This is a genomic window from Nocardia gipuzkoensis, from assembly GCF_021183645.1.
GTDB classification, from domain to species: Bacteria; Actinomycetota; Actinomycetes; order Mycobacteriales; family Mycobacteriaceae; genus Nocardia; species Nocardia abscessus.
Genome location: NZ_CP089225.1, coordinates 375773 through 395506 on the forward strand (window position 1 = coordinate 375773; position 19734 = coordinate 395506).

The window sequence follows — 19734 nt, forward strand, 5'->3', positions numbered from 1 at the left end:
CCCCTTTCGCTGCGGACTGCCGGACATTTGCCGATTTCCATGCAAGTCTTCGCGCCCCGGGGCCGGGGCACCATCTCTGATCGGTATCGAGGTCGCGTCACTGCGACTTCGGTTTGCGCCCGGCCTGCTCCAGCGCCAGGCGCAGCGCGTACTCGATCTGGGCGTTGATACTGCGCAGGTCGTCGGCCGCCCACTTCGCGATGGCGTCGTGGACGGCCGGGTCCAGGCGTAGCAGCAGTTTCTTGCGCTCGGCCACGGGGCGCCGCCTCAGGAGTAGAGCGAACCGGCGTTGACGACGGGCTGGGTCGGACGGTCACCGCAGAGCACGACGAGCAGGTTCGACACCATGGCCGCCTTGCGCTCCTCGTCCAGCTCCACCATGCCCTCCTGGGCGAGCCGCTCCAGGGCCAGGCCGACCATGCCGACCGCGCCCTCGACGATCCGGGTGCGCGCGGCGACCACCTGGTTGGCCTGCTGGCGAACCAGCATGGCCTGGGCGATCTCGGGTGCGTAGGCGAGGTGGGTGATCCGCGCCTCCAGCACCTCGATGCCCGCCAGCTCGGTCCGCTCACGCAGTTCGACAGTCAGCTCCTCGGCGACCTCGGTTCCGTCGCGCAGGCTGGTGCGGTCGTCCTCGTGCGCGTCGTAGGGGTGCGTCGTGGCCAGGTGACGCACAGCCGCCTCGGACTGGGTCTCGACGTACTCCTCGTAGTCGTCGACGGCGAAGGCGGCCTTGAAGCTGTCCACCACCCGGTAGACGACCACCGCGGCGATCTCCACCGGATTGCCGTCGGCGTCGTTGACCTTGAGCTTCTGCGTCTCGAAATTCCGCACGCGCAGCGAGATGCTCTTGCGGTCGGTCAGCGGGAGCACCGAGAAGAAGCCCGGCTCGCTGACCGAGCCGATGTAGCGGCCGAAGAACTGCACCACCTTGGCCTCGTTCGGGTTCACCACGGTCAAACCGGTCGCCAGCAACAGCAGGACGACGACCACGACGATCGCCGCCACGGCGCCGACCACGAACAGCGCGTTGTCGTGGCGGGCGCCCGCGACGAAGCCGAGCGCCGCGCCGCCGCCGAACAGGACAGTGAGCACGAACCACCCCAGCAGCACCAGGAAGCCGTTGACGTGGAACGCGGGTCGAAACTGCATGACATCCTCCCAATATCAGAGTGATATCACGAAGATAGCATGGCGCCGCCGCACCGCACCAGGGCGCGGCGGCGGTGCGCTCACCCGGCGTCCGGTCGGATATTGCGGTTGAAGCGGAACAGGTTGCGCGGGTCGTGCCGAGCCTTGAGCGCGGCCAGCCGGGCGTAGGTGTCCGGCCGATATCCCGCGCGAGTCTGCGCCTCGTCCGCTTCGCCGCCCGCGCCGTAGAGGAAGTTCAAACTGTGCCCGAGAGTCCACGGCGTCAGCGCGGCACGGATATCGGCGCGGGCCGCGGCGTCCTCGGGGCCAGTGATGATCCGTACGAGGTAAGCGGCCTCGCGATGGTCCACCGCGATTGCGGCCTCGCCCGCGCGGGCCAGCGCGCCACCGAGATGCCGGACGTCGACAACCGCTCCGGCGCCGGAATCCGGGCCCGCGGCGGCCAGCAGCGCCGCCGCCGCTTCCGGCGTGAACTCGCCGAGCAGCGCGTTCGTGGCGGCATAGGCGTGCGGATGGTCCGGGTCGCTGTGAATGGTGTGCGACTCGGTGTATGGCATCGCGCGCAGGTCGTCCTCGAGTCGTTCGCCGACCGCCCGCAGCGGGGCGACCAATCGTTCCCCCTCCTCCGCCGGACCGCTGTACGCGATCCGGATCGACGCGACGTACCGGCCGCGCAGCGGCTCGGGCAGCTGCGGGATGTCCGGATAGGCGAGCATGGCGACCGTCGAGGTCAATTCCTCCGGCACGGTCGCGGTCCATTGTCGCCACACCTCCAGTGCCCGCTCCACCAGCGGCGTGTCGAACACCAGCTGCCCGCCGTACACCGCGGCGACCGGGACCAGGCCGACTTCCAGCCCGGTCACGACACCGAAATTGCCTCCGCTGCCGAGCACCGCGCCGAACAGCTCGTCGTCCGCCGTGAGCGTGCGCATCCGCCCGTCGGCGGTGACCAGCTCGATCGAGCGCACATGCTCGGCCGCGTACCCGAACCGGCGCGCGAGCAGCCCGACGCCACCGCCGAGCAGATAGCCCACCACGCCCACCGACGGCGACGAACCGTTCAGCGGCGCCAACCCGTGCTCAGCCGCCGCTTCGACCAGCGCGCCCGCGCGCACACCCGCGCCGACGTGCGCGGTCCGGCGGTCCGGATCGATCCGGATGGCGGTCATCCGCCGCGTGCTGATCAGCACGCCGCCGTCCGTGGCGACGGACAGCCCGTGGCCGGTGGCCTGCACGGCGATCGGCAGGTCGTGGCGCGCGGCGTACTCCACGGCGGCGCGCACATCCTCGGCGTGCGCGGCGCCGACGATCAACGCGGGCCGATGCGTGTAGGCGGTCTGGAAGCCGGCGATCTCCGCGTCGTAACCGTCCTCGCCAGGGCGGAAGACCGGGCCGGTGAAGATGTCGACGTTTGTTGCGGCGTTGTTTCCCATGGCTTCGACCTTGCTCCACCATCAGAAAGAAGTAAAACAGATAGCTCTTCTTGCTCCTATAATGAATAGTTATGGAATTGCGGCACCTGCGGTACTTCGTCACCATCGCGGAGGAAGCGAGCTTCACCCGCGCGGCGGCTCGGCTGCACTTGGCTCAGCCCGGTCTCAGCGCACAGATCCGGCAGCTGGAACGCGAACTCGGCCACCCGCTGCTCGACCGTGGCGGGCGCACGGTGACCTTGACCGAGATCGGCGCCGCCGTCCTGCCCCATGCCCGGGCGGCGCTCGCCGCCGCCGAGCGGGTCGCCCACACGGTGGACGAGTTCAGCGGGTTGCTGCGGGGTCAGGTCCGGGTCGGCCTGGTCTCCGGGGCGGCGGTCGAGGAATTCGACGTCGCCGCCGTGCTCGCCGATTTCCACCACGACCACCCCCGGGTCGGCATCAGCCTCACCGAGGACACCTCCGAGCGGATGCTGGCCGCCCTCGGCCGGGGCGAGCTGGATATCGCCCTGATCGGGATGACCGGCGCGGAGCTCGATCCCGGCATCGGCGTCGAAGTGGTGCTGGAGACCGCGGTGGTGGCCGCGGTCGCCGCGGGCGACCCCGGCTACGGCGCCGAGATTCCACTCACCGCGCTACGGGATCGTCCGCTGATCTGCCTTACCCACGGCACCGGAATCCGCGGCGTCTTCGAGCGGGCGTGCGCGGCGGCCGGATTCGAACCCGGCATCGCCTACGAGGCGGCGGCGCCCGCGCTGCTGCTGCGCTTGGCCGCACGCGGTCTCGGCGTCGCCGTCGTGCCCGAACTCACCGACGAGGAGGCCGCGGCTTTCGGGGTGCGGACGGTACGCATCGTCGAGCCGGAGCCGCGCGGGCGCCTCGCGCTGGCTTGGCGCACCGACCGGCCCGCGAGTCCCGCGGCCAAAGTGCTCCTGGGGCAACTGCGGATCGCTTTGCGCGCCGACAGGTGATGCGAGGAGCGCTCGGGCCACCGGCATCACTCGCGTCAACCGGACCGCCCGACACCGGGCCACCGCCGGATCTGGTCGATCGATCGGGCCGCGCGGCCGGTCGAAGAGCGGCCGCCGGACACCGAACGGTTCTCGCTCGGCCGGTGTGACGGCTGTGGCTCCCCGGGTCGGACCCGTGGCGCCGGTTCAGAGCAGTCGCGAGAGGAACGCCTTGGTGCGGTCGTGCCGCGGATCGGCCAGCAGCTCCCGGGGCGGTCCCGCCTCCACGACGACACCGGCGTCCATGAACACCAACTGATCGGCGACCTCACGGGCGAAACCCATCTCGTGGGTCACCACGACCATCGTCATGCCCGAGTGCGCGAGTTCCCGCATGACCGTGAGGACCTCGCCGACCAACTCAGGATCCAGCGCGGAGGTCGGCTCGTCGAACAGCATGAGCTTGGGATCCATGGCCAGCGCGCGGGCGATCGCCACGCGCTGCTGCTGACCGCCGGACAGTTGCGCCGGGTAGGCGTTCGCCTTGTCCGCCAGGCCGACCCGGTCCAGCAGTTCGCGCGCCCTGGTCAGCGCGTCCGCCTTGCGCACTTTCTTCACCTGGGTGGGCGCCTCGATGATGTTCTCCAGCGCGGTCCGGTGCGGGAACAGATTGAAGTGCTGGAACACCATGCCGATCTCGCGGCGCTGCTTGGCCGCCTCGCGCGGGTGCATCTCGTAGAGCTTGCCGCTCTTCTCCCGGTAACCCACGATCTCGCCGTCGACGTAGAGCCGGCCCGCGTTCACCTGCTCCAGGTGGTTGATGCAGCGCAGGAAGGTGGACTTGCCCGAACCGGACGGCCCGATCAGGCACAGCACCTCGCCGCGGCCCACCTCGAGCGAAACGCCCTTGAGCACCTGCAGCGCCCCGAAGTTCTTGCAGACCCGGTCCGCCACGATCATCGGAGCGGACGTGGTCTTCTGGACGTCCACGCTCATTTCGCCTTCTCCACCTGCTGGGCGTCGGCGAGCTCCTGCAGCTGCTTGGCGGTCAGGCTGCGGGAGACGCCGCGCGAGTAATAGCGCTCCAAGTAGTACTGCCCGACCATGAGCACGCTCGTGATCGCCAAGTACCAGGTGGCGGCGACCAGCAGCAGCGGAATGGGCTGGAAGTTCACGCCGTAGATGTCGCGCGCCCGGCCGAAGAGGTCGGTGCTCAGCGGGATGCCGGTGACCAGCGAGGTGGTCTTCAGCATGCCGATGAGCTCATTGCCGGTCGGCGGGATGATCACGCGCATGGCTTGCGGCAGCACCGTGCGGCGCATGGTCTGATTCCAGGACATGCCGAGCGCGAACGACGCCTCCCGCTGCCCCTCGCCGACGGAGTTGATCCCCGCGCGGACGATCTCGGCCATGTAGGCGGCTTCGTTGAGGCCGAGGCCGAGCACCGCGAAGGTGAACGCGGCCTGCAATTGCTGCACGTCGAGCTGGAAGAACTGCGGCCCGAACGGAACGCCCAACTGGATCTGGCTGTAGAGCGAGGGGACCAAACCCCAGAACACCAGTTGCACGAACACCGGGGTGCCGCGGAAGATCCACAGATACACCCACGCCGTGGCGCGCAGCACCGGGTTCGGCGACAGCCGCATCACGGCCAGCATCGTCCCGAGCGCGACCGCGATCGCCATCGCGCACACCGTCAGTTCCAGCGTCACGATGGCGCCCGCGGTGATCCGGCTGTCGAACAGGTACTTCCCGTAGGTGTCCCAGCGATAGGCCGGGTTCGTCGCGGCGCCGTAGACGAACAGCGCCACCAGGACGAGGATGACCGCCGCCGCTATCCAGCGCCCCGGCCTGCGCAGCGGAACCGCTTTGATCGGCTCCGGCTCCCGCGTCGAATCCGCTCCGCCGGGCCCGGGATCACCGGGCGCAGGCCGAGTGTCGTGGTCCGCCATCGATCAGCTCACGGCGCCGTTGATTACGGACGTGGTGATGGCGCCTTCCTGGACACCCCAGTTCTTCGTGATCTCGAGGTACTTGCCGTTGTCGATCAGGTGCTGGACGGCCTTCTGCAGTACGGCGGCCAGCGGCGCGCCCTTGGGCACCGCCCAGCCGTAGGGCGCGGAGTCGAACACCGGCCCCGCGGTCTCGATCTTGCCGCCGCTCTGCTTGATCGCGTACGCGGTCACCGGGGAGTCGGCCGACATGGCGTCGACCTGGCCGAGCACCAGTGCGTTGGTCGCGGCGCTCTGCTCGTCGAACGGCTTGATATCGATCGCGGGCTTGCCCTCGGCGACGCACTTGGCGCTCTTGGCGGGCACCTCGTCGGTGTGCTCCACGGTCGTGGCCTGAACGGCGACCTTCTTGCCGCAGGCGTTCTCCGGGTCGACCGGCTTGCCCTTCTGCTGGGCCCACTGGACGCCCGCTTTGAAGTACGTGGTGAAGTCGACCTGCTGCTCGCGTTCCTTGGAATCGGTGATCGACGACATGCCCACGTCGTAGGTACCGGCCTGGATCGCCGGGATGATCTTCTCGAAGGCCGACTCGACGTATTCGGCCTTCACGCCGAGCACGGAGGCGACCGCGTCCATCAGGTCGACGTCGAAGCCGACGATCCGGCCGCTGGCGTCCTTGTACTCGTTCGGCTGGTAGGGGATGTTCACGCCGACCACGAGCTTGCCGGACTGCTTGATCTTGTCGGGTAGCTGCGCGGCGATCTGGTCGACCTTGTCCACCTGCACCTTGGCCACCGAGGGGCCGGTTTCCTCGGTGTTGGTGGTACATCCGGTCAACACGAGTGCGCCCGCGGCGACCGCGCCCATGGCGGCTCGCAGGGCGCGCCTGCCGAGAAACAATCGATCAGACACAGCAGTCCTCCACATTTTTGCTCCACGCAACCCGGGCGTCACCACCCGTTTGGCAATCTAAGCGACCGGGACGCTCCGCGCTGGACAGTAATGCAACAGCAACACGAACCCGTTGCGACTCCCGTGCCGACTCACCGGCGGGACACCCTACCCCGACGCTAGCTGACCTGCGGGTTCGGGTTGCGGCTGGCGGCTCGGGGCACACCACCGCGCGTATGAGCATTCCGTCCCGGCGCACCCGCCCGGCCTACCTGCGATGCACCCTGGCGCACACCTGCTCGGTGAATTCACTGGTGGAGGCCAGCCCCCCGAGATCGGCGGTGGCGATGCCCGCCTCGAAAGTCGCGGCGACGGCCCGCTCGATCCGTTCACCCGCCCGCGCCAGACCCACCTCGGCGTCCCGGGCCGCCAACCAGCGCAACAGCATCGCCGCGGACAGCTGCAACGCCACCGGGTTCGCCCGGTTGTGCCCGGCCAGCGAGGGCGCCGCACCGTGCACCGCCTGGGCCATCGCCGTGGTGGCCGAGCAGTTGAGCGACGCGGCCAGCCCGAGCGATCCGCTCAACTCCCCGGCCAGATCGGACAGGATGTCGCCGAACAGGTTCTCGGTGACCAGTACGTCGTAGTCGGCGGCGGCGCGGACCAGGTGGGCGGCCGCCGCGTCGACGTGTTCGTCGTCCACCTCGACGCCCGGATACTCCTGACCGACCTCCCGGCAGACGTCGCGGAACAGTCCCATGGTCAGCGGCAGGACGTTGGCCTTGTGGACGATGGTCACCCGCTTGTGTCGCGTCGCGGCCAGCCGGAACGCCTGGTGCGCGATCCGCTCGCAGGCGGCACGGGTCACCAGGCCGACCGACATCGCGATATCCGGCGTCGGCCGGAACTCCCCCGAGCCGGCGAACATATTGCGGTCGGCGTAGAACCCTTCGCTGTTCTCCCGGACGATGACCAGGTCGATATCCGGCGCCGCCGCCTGCACACCGGCGAAGGCCCGCGCGGGGCGGATGTTGGCGTAGAGGTCGAAACGCTTGCGGATCACCCCGCCCGGCGCGACACGATGTTCGGCCGGATAGGACGCGTTGTCGTGCGGGCCGAGAATCCAGGCGTCGACCCCGGCCAGTTCCTCGAGCGTCTGCTCGGGCAGCGGGGTGCCGAACTCGGCGATGGCACGGTGCCCCATGGCCAGCGGCACCCATTCGACCGGCGCGGCGCCCGCCGCGGACAGCGCCTCGTCGACCACCTGCCTGGCGGCCCGCACCACCTCGGGGCCGATGCCGTCGCCGTCGATCAAGCCGAGCCGCAATGCCCGGTCTCCCCGGGGCTGGTTCGCGTCGTTCACCGGAACATCCTCCCGCCGGCGTGCCCGGCTGCCGGAACCGGCCCGCGGACACGCCGATTGCGGTTACCTTCGGGAGCCATGGTGCAGTCGGTCGAACTACTCCTCGACGAGGCCGCCGACGCCGAGATCCGCCGCCAGTGGCAGCTGCTCGCGGAGGCCGGTGTGGCGAGTCTCGCCGCGCGCACCGACGAGTCCAATCGCCCGCACATCACCGCCGCGGTGGCCAGGCAGATCTGGCCGCGCATCGAGCAGGCGCTGGACGAGCAGATCTTCTCGCCGATTCCCGTGCGGCTGGGCGGGCTGGTGGTCTTCGGCGCGCGCCGCCCCATCCTGGTGCGGCTGGTGGTCCCGACCGAAGCCCTGCTCGCCCTGCACCACCGGATCTTCCACACCATTTCCCCGTGCCCCGGTGTCCCGGCCAACGTGCATCCGGACGCCTGGACCCCGCACATCACCCTGGCCAGGCGGGTCCCGCCGCACCAACTCGGCGAGGCGATCCACGCCGTCGCCCGGGACCGTGATTTTCCGGCGACCGTGCTGGGTATCCGTCGGTGGGACGGGGATCAGCGGCGCGAGTGGCCGGTCGGCCGGATCCGCCGTGGAAGATAACCGGAGCAGCCCGCGTTGTAGCAGGCACACCGAAACGAGAGGACGTCATGGCCACCCAGACGCTGACCCAGCACAATTTCGATGAGGTAGTCACCGGAAACGACGTGGTACTCGTCGACTTCTGGGCCGATTGGTGCGGTCCGTGCAAGAGTTTCGCACCGACTTTCGAGGCCTCCTCCACCAAGCACCCCGACGTGGTGCACGGAAAGGTCGACACCGAATCCGAGCAGGGCCTCGCGGCGGCCGCCAACATCCGCTCCATCCCGACCATCATGGCTTTCCGGGAGGGCGTGCTGGTGTTCGCGCAGCCCGGCGCGCTGCCGCCCGCCGCGCTCGAGGATCTGGTGACCCAGGTCAAGGCACTGGATATGGACGAGGTGCGCAAGCAGCTCGCCGAGCAGCAGGCAGGCGCCGAGCCCGAAGCGTAATCGCACGAAACGGTAAGTCGCTCCGCCGCAAGACAATTCACTCGGGCCCGAACCCGGACACCGCGAGAGCCGCGGTGTGTGGCCGGGCCCGCTCCAGTTCCGGCGGAGTGCGTCCGACCGCGGAGGGCGCACTGCCTACCCGCGGTCGGACGCCCCGGATCAGGACATGCCGAGCAGGTTGACGCCCGCGATCATGGCGCGCACCGTCGACTCGGCGCCGTCATCCGCGATCGCCGCGCCCCAGCCGCGCCTGCCGTTGCATTCGCACTGCACGAACGTGGCGGTGCCGTCCGCGGTGCGCCGCTGGTGGAACTGCAGAATCTCCACCGGATAGCCCTCCTCGTAGAGCGCCGAGGTCATCGCCGCGACCGGGCTGCCGGTGGCGATGACGGTCCGCAGATGGCCGGCGAATTCCAGCGTGGCGGTGAACTCCGCGGTGCGGCTGCCCGCGGGCGACCACTCACCGAGGCGGATCGGACCGCCGTTCGCGCAGTAGCGGCTGTGGAACTGCGCTGAGGTCAGCCCCGCGGCTTCGGCGCGAAGGCCCTTGGGAGCGGCGGCGTGGAACATGTCTGTATCGAGAGTCAGGATGGTCATTGAAAGTAGGTCTTCCCGAAGAATGTCGTGGCTCAGTTGACAGAGGGGACCAGCACTAACAAGTCAAATCAGCCCGCAGCGAGGGGGCCGGTCCGAATCAGACCCCGCTGCGGCGGGCTACTACGAGGACTCGGGGACGCGGCGCCACCATCGCGATGAGCGGAAGTAGCTCGGCGCGAACCTCGGGCTCGAAGGCGGTAGCCTGCGTGACCACGGAGGACCCGGTGAGCGACGCCGAAAGCAGAGCGCTGTCGCGGTCTGCGACATGGAGCGCTGCGCTGCGGCGGTCGGCGGGATTCGGCACGGCATCGAGAATAGGGACAACGCGACGCAATAGCAACCACATCCGGTGCCCGATTTGTCTACTGGCGAGTACCATCCGCGCAGTTCAGGGCTTTGCGCGCGGGATGACGGTAGCGTCGGTGACATGGGTCTCCTCGTCGCCATGACCATCCCGGGCCTGGCCGTCCTGCTCATCCTGTTCGCCTTCGCCGAAGTGGTCTGGAACAGGCTCACCGGCAGCCGCGTGCTGCCCTGGACCCGCAAGCGGTCCGGCCGCCCCGTCGCGGCAGCGGGCTTCGAAGAGGTCACCGCGGTTTTCCAGGGCGGCAAACAGCACGAGTTCGAGCAGCGCAGGACCACGCTGATGCACCGGGAGGACGCGTCCGACGGCGCGCCGCCCCGCGACGAGGTGGACCTCACCGCCGGCTCGGCTCGTCTGGTGCCGCACCGCCTTTCGTGAAACACGTCACAGCGCAGTGAGATCCGGGCGAGAACATCCGGATCGCACTGCGCCGGGGCGGAATTCGTTCCGCGCTAGCGGGGAAGAACCTCGTTCAGCTTGCCGGTGGCGACGTCGAAGACGAAGCCGCGAATCGAGTCCTTGTGCGGCACGAACGGGCTGGCGACGATGCGCGCGATCGACTGGCGCACATCGGTTTCCAGGTCCGAGAACGCCTCGGCCGACCAGTCCGGCTCGATCCCGGTCTCCTCCTGGATGCTCGCCTTGAAGTCGTCGTCGGTGAAGGTGAGCATGCCGCAATCGGTGTGGTGGATCAGGATGATCTCCCTGTCCCCAGCAGCCGCTGACTGATCGCCAGCGAACGGATCTCATCGGCGGTGACCACGCCGCCCGCATTGCGGATGACATGCGCCTCGCCCTCGGCGAGGCCGAGCGCGCCGTAGACGTTGAGCCGCGCGTCCATGCACGCGAGCACCGCGACGCCCTTCGCGGGCGGCAGCGGCAGCGGGCCTCGGAAGGTGCTCGCATAGGCCGCGTTGTTCTCCAGGTACTCGTCGGTGACAGTCATGGGCCATCCCCTGCGCTCGGTATGCGTGAATCCCTATGTGCGACCAGCCCACGGTAGGTGGCCGCGCAACACGAGACACCGGTCCCGTTCACCGTGATTCGTTCACTTGCACGCGGCGGCCCGATAGTAGCTCTGCGGATGCCGGACGCCGAGCCCCTGCGGTCGGGCCCGGCATGTCCTCCTGCGGTGCGCCGGTCAGTGCGCGGCGGAATCCCAGCTGTGGCCGACGCCGACCGAGACCTCCAGCGGCACCGACAGGGCGATCGCCGCGGACATCTGTTCGCGCGCCAGCGCCTCGAGCGCCTCCCGTTCCCCGTCGGCGACCTCGAACAGCAGTTCGTCATGGATCTGTAGCAGCATCCTGGAGCGCAAGCCCGCCTCGCGCATCGCGCGGTGCACGTTGATCATCGCCACCTTGATGATGTCGGCCGCGGTGCCCTGGATCGGGGCGTTGAGCGCCATCCGCTCGGCCGATTCCCGGCGCTGCCGGTTGCTGGAGTCCAGATCGGGCAGGTAGCGGCGGCGCCCGAACAGGGTCTCGGTGTAGCCGACCTTGCGCGCCTGCTCGACCACCTCGTACAGGTAGTCGCGGATGCGGCCGAAGCGGGCGAAGTAGACCTCCATCTGCTCCTTCGCCTCGGTGGTGCTGATCTTCAGCTGGGCGGACAGGCCGTAGGAGCTCAGCCCGTAGGCCAGGCCGTAGGACATCGCTTTGATCCGGCGGCGCAGTTCCGGGCTGACTTCCGAGATCGGGATGTCGAACGCCTTCGACGCTACGAAGCTGTGCAGATCCTCACCGGAGTTGAACGCCTCGATCAGGTTCTCGTCCCCGGACAGGTGCGCCATGATCCGCATCTCGATCTGGCTGTAATCCGCGGTCATCAGCGACTGGTAACCGGGGCCGACCACGAAGGTGTCGCGGATCTGCCTGCCGGTGTCGGTGCGGATCGGGATGTTCTGCAGGTTCGGTTCGGTCGAGGACAGCCGCCCGGTGGCCGCGATGGTCTGGTTGAACGTGGTGTGGATGCGGCCGTCCTCGGCGACGCACTTGAGCAGTCCGTCGACGGTGACCTTCAGGCGGGTGGCGTCGCGGTGCGCGAGCAGATGTTCGAGGAAGGCGTGCTGGGTCTTCTCGTAGAGCGACTCCAGCGCGTCGGCGTCGGTGGTGTAGCCGGTCTTGGTGCGCTTGGTCTTCGGCATGTCCAGCTCGTCGAACAGCACCACCTGCAACTGCTTGGGCGAGCCCAGGTTGATCTGCTTGCCGATCACGTCGTAGGCCGCCTCGGCGGCCTCGGCGACCCGGTCGGCGAACTGGCGCTGCAGCGTCGCCAACTGGTCGGTGTCCACCGCAATGCCCGCCTCCTCCAAGGTGGACAGCACACCGAGCAGCGGCAGCTCCATGTCCGCCAGCAGCGGGGTGGACTCGATCTCGGCCAGTTCCCCGTCGAGCGCGTCGGCCAGGTCGGCGACGGCACGCGCGCGCAGCATCTGCGCCCGCGCCAGCTCGGCGTCGACGGTGTCCTCGTCGTCGAGCAGCGACAGCTGCGCGGTCTGGTCGGTCTCGGCGCGCAGCTCCCGGTGCAGGTAGCGCAGCGACAGGTCGTCGAGGTTGAACGTGCGCTGGCCCGGACGCACCAGATACGCGGCCAGCGCGGTATCGCTGGTCAGCCCGCCGAGCCTCCAGCCGCGGCCGCGCAACGCGTGCACCGCGGCCTTGGCCTCGTGCAGCGCCTTCGGCACGGCCGGGTCGGCGAGCCAGGCGCCCAGCGCGGCCTCGTCCTCCGGGGTGAGCACCGTGACGTCGATGTACCCGCTCTCGCCGTCGCCGGCCGCGATGGCCAGCGCGCGGACGTCGCCACCGGCCGGGGAACCCGTGCCGAGGATCGAGACACCATGGCGCACACCGGATTGCGCATGCTCGGCGAGCCAGGACGCCACCGCGCCGATCTCCAGCGCGCCGCCGCTGATCTCGAAACCCGCCTCCGCCTCCGGCTCCGGCGGGGCCAGCGTCTCGAACAGCCGGTCGCGCAGCACGCGGAACTCGAGATCGTCGAACAGCTGGTGGATCTTGCCGCGGTCCCACGGGCCCTGCGCCAGCTGATCAGGGGTGTACGGCAGCGGCACCTCCCGCATCAATTCGGTGAGCTGCCGGTTGAGCACCACGCTGCTCAGGTTCGCCCGCAGCGCGTCGCCGACCTTGCCCTTCACCTGATCGACCTTCTCCACCAGCGTGTTCAGGTCACCGTATTCCCGAATCCATTTGGCGGCGGTCTTCTCGCCGACCCCGGGGATACCGGGAAGGTTGTCGCTCGGATCGCCGCGCAGCGCCGCGTAGTCCGGGTATTGACTCGGTGTGAGGCCGTACTTGGCCAGCACTTCCCCGGGGGTGAACCGGGTCAGGTCGGAGACGCCTTTGCGCGGGTACAGCACGGTGACGTTCTCGTCGACCAACTGGATGGCGTCGCGGTCACCGGTGACGATGAGGACCCGGAAACCCGCGGCCGCGGCCTGGGTGGTGAGCGTGGCGATGATGTCGTCGGCTTCGAAGCCGTCGATCGCCATCACCGGGATGCCCAGCGCGCCGAGCACGTCCTTGGTGAGTTCCACCTGCCCGCGGAACTCGTCCGGCGTGGTGGTGCGGTTCGCCTTGTACTCCGGGTACGCCTCGGCGCGGAAGGTCTGGCGCGACACGTCGAACGCCGCCGCCACGTGCGTCGGCTTCTCGTCGCGCAGCAGGTTGATCAACATCGCGGTGAAGCCGTAGACGGCGTTGGTGGTCTGCCCGGTGACCGTCTTGAAGTTCTCCGCCGGTAGCGCGAAGAACGCGCGATAGGCGATCGAATGCCCGTCCAGCAACAGCAGCGTCGGCCGGTCTCCCGAGCCGGGATCGCTGGAGCCGGACGCGGGGGCGGGACGCGGAGCGGTCGTGGGTGAACTCACGCACCAGAGTCTAGGGACCGGCACCGACAAGGCGATACGCCGACACCCAGCCCGGACTCCCGGCCGTGGGGCGCGGTCGCCGACCGCGCCCCACGCCGTTCACAGCGTGGCGACCAGTTCGCGCAGCACGGGCAGGCTCACCGACCCGGAACCGAGCACCACGTCGTGGAAGGCCTTGATGTCGAAGTCCGCGCCGAGCCGTTCGGTGGCCCCCACCCGCTGGCGCAGGATCTCCAGCTGGCCGATCTTGTAGCCGACCGCCTGCCCCGGCATGGCGATGTAGCGATCGACCTCCACGGTGATCTCGGCGAGCCCGACCGGCGCGTTGGCCACCATGAAGTCGATGGCCTGCTGCCTGCTCCACCCCTTCGCGTGCAGGCCGGTGTCGACCACCAGGCGGCAGGAGCGCCAGGAGTCACCGGCCAGCATGCCCAGTCGCCCGAGATCGTCTTCGTACAAGCCCATTTCGTCGGCCAGACGCTCGGTGTAGAGCGCCCAGCCCTCGACGAAGGCGGTGTTCGCGAAGGATTGACGCTGGAAGCGGGGCAGGTGGTCGAGTTCGTTGGCGATGGTGAGCTGCAGATGATGGCCCGGAATCGCCTCGTGGAAGGCCACCGACGCGGTCTCGTAGCGGCCGCGGCCCGTGGGATGGTGCTGGTTGACGAAATACGTGCCCGGCCGTGACCCGTCGGCGGCGGGCGGGAAGTAGTACGCCGCAGGCGCATCCGCGGCCAGGAACTCCGGAACCGGGACGATGTCACAGGATTCCTTCGGCAGGCGCCCGAACCAGTTCCCCATCTCGGCGGTGGCCACGGCCAGCGCCCTGCGGGCGTCGAACATGATCTGCTCGGCGTCGTCGTAGCACAGCTCGGGATCGTCGCGCAGCCGTCCGAAGATCTCGCCGAGATCGCCGGTGCCGAACAGGCGAGCGCCCACCGTCGCGTACTCCTCGCGCAGCTTCGCCAGCTCGGCCAGGCCCAGTTCGTGGATCTCCTCGGCGCCGAGATCGGGCAGCGTCGTGTGGTGGTGCAGCTGCCGCCGGTAGATGTCCTCGCCGTCGGCGCCGAGCCAGCACAGGCCCGGCTTGTCGTCGGGGCGGGCGGCGGGCAGCAGTTCGTCGTAGAGCGCATCGCGGTAGACCTGGAAGGCGGGCCGGATGACATCCCGGGCCACGTCGGCCAATTCGGAGCGCCACGCGGACTCGCCGTCCCAGCCTTCCGGCCCGGAGAAGGTGACGAACGGGTCGGCGGCGATGTCGGAATCCAGATAGCCGTCGAGCTGATTGAGCGAGCGCTCGATGGTGATCCGCGCGGGCGCGCGCCCGGCGGCCAGGCCCGACCGGAACCGCTGCACGGCCTGGCCGAGCATGTCACCGAACTGCCGGTACCGGCGCACCAGCGCCAGCGCGTGCTCCGGCCGCGGCGCGTTCGTCTGCGGCGCCACCATGAGCACGCCCGCGTGCACGCCGCTCATCTGGTCGGAGGCCAGCTCCACCGGCCGCCATTCCAGGTGCTCGATCGCACCGCTCAGCTCGGTGCGCAGCAGGCTGCGGGTGACGCGGTCGGTCGGGTTCAACCGCTCGGCGTCGAGCGCGTCGACGGTGCGCAGCAACTCGCGCCAGGTCGACAGCGACCGCTGTTCCGCGTCGACGGACAGATCCTCGATCCGATCGTCGAAGCGGCGGTCGCCGAGCAGAGTCGCCTCGCTCGGCGCCGCCTCGAGCACACTGTCCCAATACCGCTCGGCCAGGCTCATCAGCTCGTCGTGACCATCCATGGTGACGATCATGCCTCGAGCCGGGCCGCGCGGCAGGCGACTAACCCACGCCCAGGTACGCCGATTTCACCGCGGGATCGGTGAGCAACTCGGCGCCGCGGCCGGTCTTGGTGACCTCACCGGTCTCCATGATGTAGGCGCGGTCGCTGCGGGCCAGCGCCTGCTGGGCGTTCTGCTCCACCAGCAGCACCGTGGTGCCCTGCTGGTTGATCTCGCTGATGATCCGGAAGATCTGCTGGATCACCATGGGCGCCAAGCCCATCGACGGTTCGTCGAGCAGCAGCAGGCGCGGTCGCGCCATCAGCGCGCGGGCGATGGCCAGCATCTGCTGCTCGCCGCCCGACAGCGTGCCGCCGACCTGTTTGCGCCGTTCGAGCAACCGGGGGAACAGCTCGAACACCCACTCCAGCGTCCGCTGGTACTCGGCCTTCTGCTTGAAACCGCGTCCGTAGCAACCCATGTCGAGGTTTTCCTGCACCGTCATGCCGGGGAAGACGCCCCGGCCCTCCGGCGCCTGGATCAGCCCGTGGGTCACCCGCTCGTGCGCCTTCATCCGAGTGATGTCGCGGCCCTCGAACAGGATGCGGCCCCGGGTCAGCGGCAGCAGCCCGGACATCGCGCGCATGGTGGTCGTCTTGCCCGCGCCGTTGGCGCCGAGCAGGGTGACCAGCTCGCCCTCGGCGACGGTCAGCGAGATCCCGTGCAGCGCCTGGATCCTGCCGTAGTTGACGACCATGCCCTCGACCTCGAGCAGCGGCGCGCCCGCGGCCGCGGGCTTGCGCGTCGCCTCCGGTTCGGTTACCGCGGCCTTGCCGAGCGGCACGGCACCGGGTTCCGGCCCGGTCGGCGCGCCGTCGCCCGCCTCGCCGTCTTCGTCTGCGGCAGGGCCGGATTCGATCGCCTCGGAATCCGGCACACCGAGGTACGCGGCGATCACGGCGGGATTGTCCTTGATGTCCGCGGGCAGCCCGTCGGCGATCTTGCGGCCGAACTCGAGCACCACGATCCGGTCGGTCACGCCCATGACCAGCCGCATGTCGTGCTCGATCAGCAGCACCGTGAACCCGTCGTCGCGGATCTTGCGGATCAGATCCATGAGCGCGGACTTCTCGCTCGGATTGAATCCGGCCGCGGGCTCGTCCAGGCACAGCAGCTTCGGCTCGGTGGCCAGCGCGCGGGCGATCTCCAGGCGGCGCTGGTCGCCGTAGGAGAGGTTGCGCGCCTTCTCCACCGCCCGCGGGGCGATGCCGACGAACTCCAGCAGCGCCATGCCGCGCTCGATCGCGTCACGCTCCTCGCGCCGGTGCCGCGGCGTCCGGAACACCGCGCCCGGCACCGAGGTCCGGTGCCGGGCGTCGGTGCCGACCACCACGTTCTCCAGCGCGGTCATCTCGCCGAAGAGCCGCACGTTCTGGAACGTGCGGGCGATGCCGAGCCGGGTGATCGCGTTGCGCTTGGTCTTGGTGAGCGGCTTGCCGTCGAAGGAAACCAGTCCGGAGGCGGGCTGGTAGACACCGGTGATCGCGTTGAAGCAGGTGGTCTTGCCCGCGCCGTTGGGCCCGATGAGACCGAGGATCTCGCCGCGGCGGATCTCGAAGCTCACCTGGTCCAGGGCGGTGAGACCGCCGAACTTCACCGTGAGGCCCTCGGTGCGCAACAGCGGCTCACCCACCGCGGTCTCGATCTCGCGGTGCGGGGCGACGACTTCGGCGACGGTCTCGGCGTCGGCGAGGTCGGGGATCACCTGGGTGACGTCGACCGTGCCCGCGGACTCGACCTGCGGCTCGGCCGCGTAGCCCGCGGCCATGTCCTCGTTGTCGAACAGCGCGTCACCCGCGCCGGGCCCGGTCATCGTCCCGCTCCGATCGGCTCGACCGCGGCCGGTCTGCGCACGGCCTGGTACACCTGCCTGCCGTAGGTGAGCAGCTTCTGCCGCACCGGGAACAGACCCTGTGGACGCAGAATCATCATCACCACCAACGCGATACCGAAATACAGATACTTGAGGTCGCCCAGCGACTGCGCTCCGCCCTTGCGGAACAGCAGCACGCTGCCCAGCAGCAGCAACGCCAGCACGCCGGTCGCCACCATGCCGGTGATCACACCGCGGCGCTGCCACACGCCCAGCCGGGCCGCCCACAAGCGCCAGGCGACGATCAGGGCGACGAACGCCGTGACATCGATCGCCAGCAGGACGTACCCGGTCGACTCGTTGCTCACCAGATTCACCGACTGCAGCCGTGCGGGCAGATAGGCGATGACGAACGCGCCGAAGATCACCCCGAGCTTGTTGCCCTGGCCGCCGATGACCACCGCGCACAGGAACAGCATCGAGTTGATGATGTTGAAGCCGGTGGGGTTGATGAACTGCACCTGCCCGGCGTAGATAGCACCGGACATACCGCCCACCGCGGCGCCGATCATGAACGCCCACAGCTTGAACTTGAACGTCGGCACACCCATGATCTCGGCCGCGTCCTCGTCCTCGCGGATCGCCACCCAGGCGCGGCCGACCCGGCTGCGCTCCAGATTGCCGACCACCAGCAGCACGACGACCACCAGCGCCATACCGAACCAGTACCAGTAGGTGCCGTAGCTGGCGCGGTCGAGGAGATTCGCGCTGTCGGGGTCGCCGCTGTTGCCACCGGAGAACACGCCCTCCGGTTTGCTCGCCGACTCGCCGACGTGCGGATATGCCACACCCGACAGGCCGAGGCTGCCGTTGGTGATCTCGGTGAGGTTCTCGGCGAGCAGCCGGACGATCTCACCGAACCCGAGCGTCACGATCGCCAGGTAGTCGCCGCGCAGGCGCAGCGTGGGCGAACCGAGGATCAGGCCGGAGACCGCGGTCACCGCGACCGCGATCGGCAGGCAGGCCAGCCACGCCCAGTCCGGATCGAGCCAGCCGCCGTCGGTCTGGTTCCACGGGCTGTTGGGGCTGGTGAGCAGGCCGACGGTGTAGGCGCCGACCGCGTAGAAACCGACGTAACCGAGGTCGAGCAGACCCGCCTGGCCGACCACCACGTTCAAGCCGATGGCCAGCAGCGCGTACATCGCCACCTGCGCCATCACCAGGCCGAAGTTGTAGGAGGGAGTGTTCAGCAGCGGCGGCGGGAACAACGGCAGCAGTGCCAGCAGGATGAGGATCGGGACGCCGACGCCCCACTGCGCGGGCCTGCTCAGGCCGTCCCACCAGGTGCGCAGCGCATCGCCGAGGCCGCGGCGCGCGTCGTCCGGCGCGGACGCCGTCTTGGTCGTTTCGGTCATGCGCGTGCCCTTCCGAGACTCTCGCCGAGGATGCCGGTCGGGCGAACCATCAGCACAAGAACCAGCACCACGAACGCGACCACGTCACGCCACTCGGTGCCGAAGAGGATCTGGCCGTACTGCTCCACCACACCGAGCAGCAGTCCGCCGAGCAGCGCACCGCGCAGGTTGCCGATACCACCGAGCACCGCGGCGCTGAACGCCTTGATGCCGAGGACGAACCCGCCGGAGTAGATGATCCCGTTCGGGATCTTCAGCGTGAACAGCATCGCCGCCGCGCCCGCGAGCACGCCGCCGATGAGGAAGGTCAGCATGATGACCCGCTCGCGCGACACGCCCATCAGCGTCGCGGTGTCCGGGTCCTGGGCCACGGCGCGGATGCCACGGCCGAACTTGGTCCGGTTGATCAGCACCTCGGTGGCGATCGCCAGCACCACCGCCGCCAGCACGATGAGCAGCATGATGTTGGTGACGTCCGCGCCGCCGAAACTGAACTGCACGGTGGGCTCGACCAGCCGGATCGGCTGCTGCGCGTTGGTGCCACCGAGATCGGGGCGGATCTTCGGCAGCACGAAGTGCACCAGTTCCTGCAGCACGAACGACATGCCGATCGCCGTGATCAGGAAGGCCAGCGGCTTCGCGCCCCGTTTGCGCAAGGGCCGGTAGGCCACCCGCTCCAACCCGACGGCCGCGCCGCCGGAGACCAGCATGCCCACGATCATCGCCAAACCCAGATAGACGACGGTGAGCACCACACCCTGGGTGTAAACGTCCGGACTCGCGACGAATCCGAAGATCATCAACCCGATCAATTGCCCGAACAACCCGAGCATGAAAATTTCCGAATGGGCGAAATTGATCAGCCGCAATACGCCGTAGACCAAGGTGTAGCCCACGGCGACCAACGCATAGATGGCGCCGTAGGTCACGCCGTCCACGGTCAGTCGCCAGAAACTATCGACCAGTCCCTCGTAGTTGAAGTCGATCGAACCGGCGGCGAGTTGTACCCCACCGGCCAATAGCGTTTGTTTCATTTATTTCTGCCCTCATCCTTTCGCCCACCGAA

Annotated in this window: 18 protein-coding genes and 2 pseudogenes; 4 read left to right on the forward strand and 16 right to left on the reverse strand. The window is 68.9% G+C overall.

The genetic code is table 11. The features are described from left to right. Positions 1 to 97: 97 nt before the first annotated feature. The 3 genes from LTT66_RS01675 to LTT66_RS01685 form a co-directional block, all read right to left on the reverse strand. Positions 98 to 256, reverse strand: coding sequence for a toxin-antitoxin system HicB family antitoxin (locus LTT66_RS01675; RefSeq protein WP_168434213.1), 159 nt, complete (start codon positions 254 to 256; stop codon positions 98 to 100). Between the two features lie 11 nt (positions 257 to 267). Next, a complete protein-coding gene (locus LTT66_RS01680) occupies positions 268 to 1152 on the reverse strand; it encodes an SPFH domain-containing protein (RefSeq protein WP_233063387.1) in 885 nt (294 codons plus the stop codon). Positions 1153 to 1232: 80 nt separating this feature from the next. Then, the gene (locus tag LTT66_RS01685; RefSeq protein WP_233063389.1) at positions 1233 to 2585 is read right to left on the reverse strand and encodes an FAD-binding oxidoreductase; all 1353 of its coding nucleotides are present in this window, start codon (positions 2583 to 2585) and stop codon (positions 1233 to 1235) included. 71 nt (positions 2586 to 2656) lie between these two features. On the opposite strand from LTT66_RS01685, the gene LTT66_RS01690 reads away from it, so the two are divergent. Beyond that, positions 2657 to 3556 (forward strand): LysR family transcriptional regulator, encoded by a 900-nt coding sequence (locus tag LTT66_RS01690; protein ID WP_233063390.1) that lies wholly within the window; start codon positions 2657 to 2659, stop codon positions 3554 to 3556. 186 nt (positions 3557 to 3742) lie between these two features. Here LTT66_RS01690 and LTT66_RS01695 read toward each other — a convergent pair whose 3' ends face one another. From LTT66_RS01695 to LTT66_RS01710, 4 genes are all read right to left on the reverse strand, one after another. Beyond that, positions 3743 to 4495, reverse strand: coding sequence for an amino acid ABC transporter ATP-binding protein (locus tag LTT66_RS01695; protein ID WP_233068949.1), 753 nt, complete (start codon positions 4493 to 4495; stop codon positions 3743 to 3745). Between the two features lie 32 nt (positions 4496 to 4527). Continuing rightward, the gene (locus LTT66_RS01700; RefSeq protein WP_233063392.1) at positions 4528 to 5487 is read right to left on the reverse strand and encodes an amino acid ABC transporter permease; all 960 of its coding nucleotides are present in this window, start codon (positions 5485 to 5487) and stop codon (positions 4528 to 4530) included. Positions 5488 to 5490: 3 nt separating this feature from the next. Beyond that, positions 5491 to 6354, reverse strand: a complete 864-nt coding sequence (locus LTT66_RS01705) for an ABC transporter substrate-binding protein (protein ID WP_233068950.1) — start codon at positions 6352 to 6354, stop codon at positions 5491 to 5493. 292 nt (positions 6355 to 6646) lie between these two features. Beyond that, positions 6647 to 7741 carry an isocitrate/isopropylmalate dehydrogenase family protein gene (locus LTT66_RS01710; protein ID WP_233063393.1) on the reverse strand — a complete coding sequence of 365 codons (1095 nt, stop codon included), beginning with the start codon at positions 7739 to 7741 and terminating at the stop codon, positions 6647 to 6649. Between the two features lie 78 nt (positions 7742 to 7819). Here LTT66_RS01710 and LTT66_RS01715 point away from each other — a divergent pair, with 78 nt between their 5' ends. Both LTT66_RS01715 and trxA read left to right on the forward strand, forming a co-directional pair. Next, positions 7820 to 8350, forward strand: coding sequence for a 2'-5' RNA ligase family protein (locus LTT66_RS01715; RefSeq protein WP_233063394.1), 531 nt, complete (start codon positions 7820 to 7822; stop codon positions 8348 to 8350). A gap of 47 nt (positions 8351 to 8397) precedes the next feature. Beyond that, complete coding sequence (gene trxA / locus LTT66_RS01720) at positions 8398 to 8778, forward strand: thioredoxin (protein ID WP_181720088.1); 381 nt, start codon at positions 8398 to 8400, stop codon at positions 8776 to 8778. A 159-nt stretch (positions 8779 to 8937) separates the two neighbouring features. On the opposite strand, the gene LTT66_RS01725 is transcribed toward trxA, so the two are convergent. Together LTT66_RS01725 and LTT66_RS01730 are read right to left on the reverse strand one after the other, a co-directional pair. Further along, positions 8938 to 9375, reverse strand: a complete 438-nt coding sequence (locus LTT66_RS01725; protein ID WP_233063395.1) for a 2-isopropylmalate synthase — start codon at positions 9373 to 9375, stop codon at positions 8938 to 8940. Positions 9376 to 9472: 97 nt separating this feature from the next. Next, positions 9473 to 9679 (reverse strand): hypothetical protein, encoded by a 207-nt coding sequence (locus tag LTT66_RS01730; RefSeq protein WP_233063396.1) that lies wholly within the window; start codon positions 9677 to 9679, stop codon positions 9473 to 9475. 123 nt (positions 9680 to 9802) lie between these two features. Here LTT66_RS01730 and LTT66_RS01735 point away from each other — a divergent pair, with 123 nt between their 5' ends. Continuing rightward, entirely contained in the window at positions 9803 to 10117 is a 315-nt protein-coding gene (locus LTT66_RS01735) for a DUF6191 domain-containing protein (protein WP_181720090.1), read from the forward strand. A gap of 74 nt (positions 10118 to 10191) precedes the next feature. On the opposite strand, the pseudogene LTT66_RS01740 reads toward LTT66_RS01735, so the two are convergent. The 7 genes and pseudogenes from LTT66_RS01740 to LTT66_RS01770 all read right to left on the reverse strand — a co-directional run bounded on the left by LTT66_RS01740 (position 10192) and on the right by LTT66_RS01770 (position 19702). Further along, positions 10192 to 10685 (reverse strand): annotated as a pseudogene (locus tag LTT66_RS01740) (beta-class carbonic anhydrase). A gap of 195 nt (positions 10686 to 10880) precedes the next feature. Next, positions 10881 to 13625: a DNA polymerase I gene (gene polA / locus LTT66_RS01745; RefSeq protein WP_233063397.1), complete on the reverse strand. Its 2745-nt coding sequence runs from the start codon at positions 13623 to 13625 to the stop codon at positions 10881 to 10883. A gap of 99 nt (positions 13626 to 13724) precedes the next feature. After that, on the reverse strand, positions 13725 to 15413 hold the full coding sequence (locus LTT66_RS01750; protein WP_233063398.1) for a DUF885 domain-containing protein: 1689 nt from the start codon (positions 15411 to 15413) through the stop codon (positions 13725 to 13727). Between the two features lie 28 nt (positions 15414 to 15441). Beyond that, a complete protein-coding gene (locus tag LTT66_RS01755) occupies positions 15442 to 16137 on the reverse strand; it encodes an ABC transporter ATP-binding protein (RefSeq protein WP_227955049.1) in 696 nt (231 codons plus the stop codon). A 165-nt stretch (positions 16138 to 16302) separates the two neighbouring features. Next, positions 16303 to 17253, reverse strand: a pseudogene (locus LTT66_RS01760) (ABC transporter ATP-binding protein); the annotation flags it as partial. Next, a complete protein-coding gene (locus LTT66_RS01765; protein ID WP_233063399.1) occupies positions 17250 to 18668 on the reverse strand; it encodes a branched-chain amino acid ABC transporter permease in 1419 nt (472 codons plus the stop codon). The gene LTT66_RS01765 and the pseudogene LTT66_RS01760, both read right to left, overlap by 4 nt. Beyond that, entirely contained in the window at positions 18665 to 19702 is a 1038-nt protein-coding gene (locus LTT66_RS01770) for a branched-chain amino acid ABC transporter permease (RefSeq protein ID WP_195068573.1), read from the reverse strand. The genes LTT66_RS01765 and LTT66_RS01770 overlap by 4 nt, the downstream gene beginning before the upstream one ends. Between the last annotated feature and the right edge of the window lie 32 nt (positions 19703 to 19734).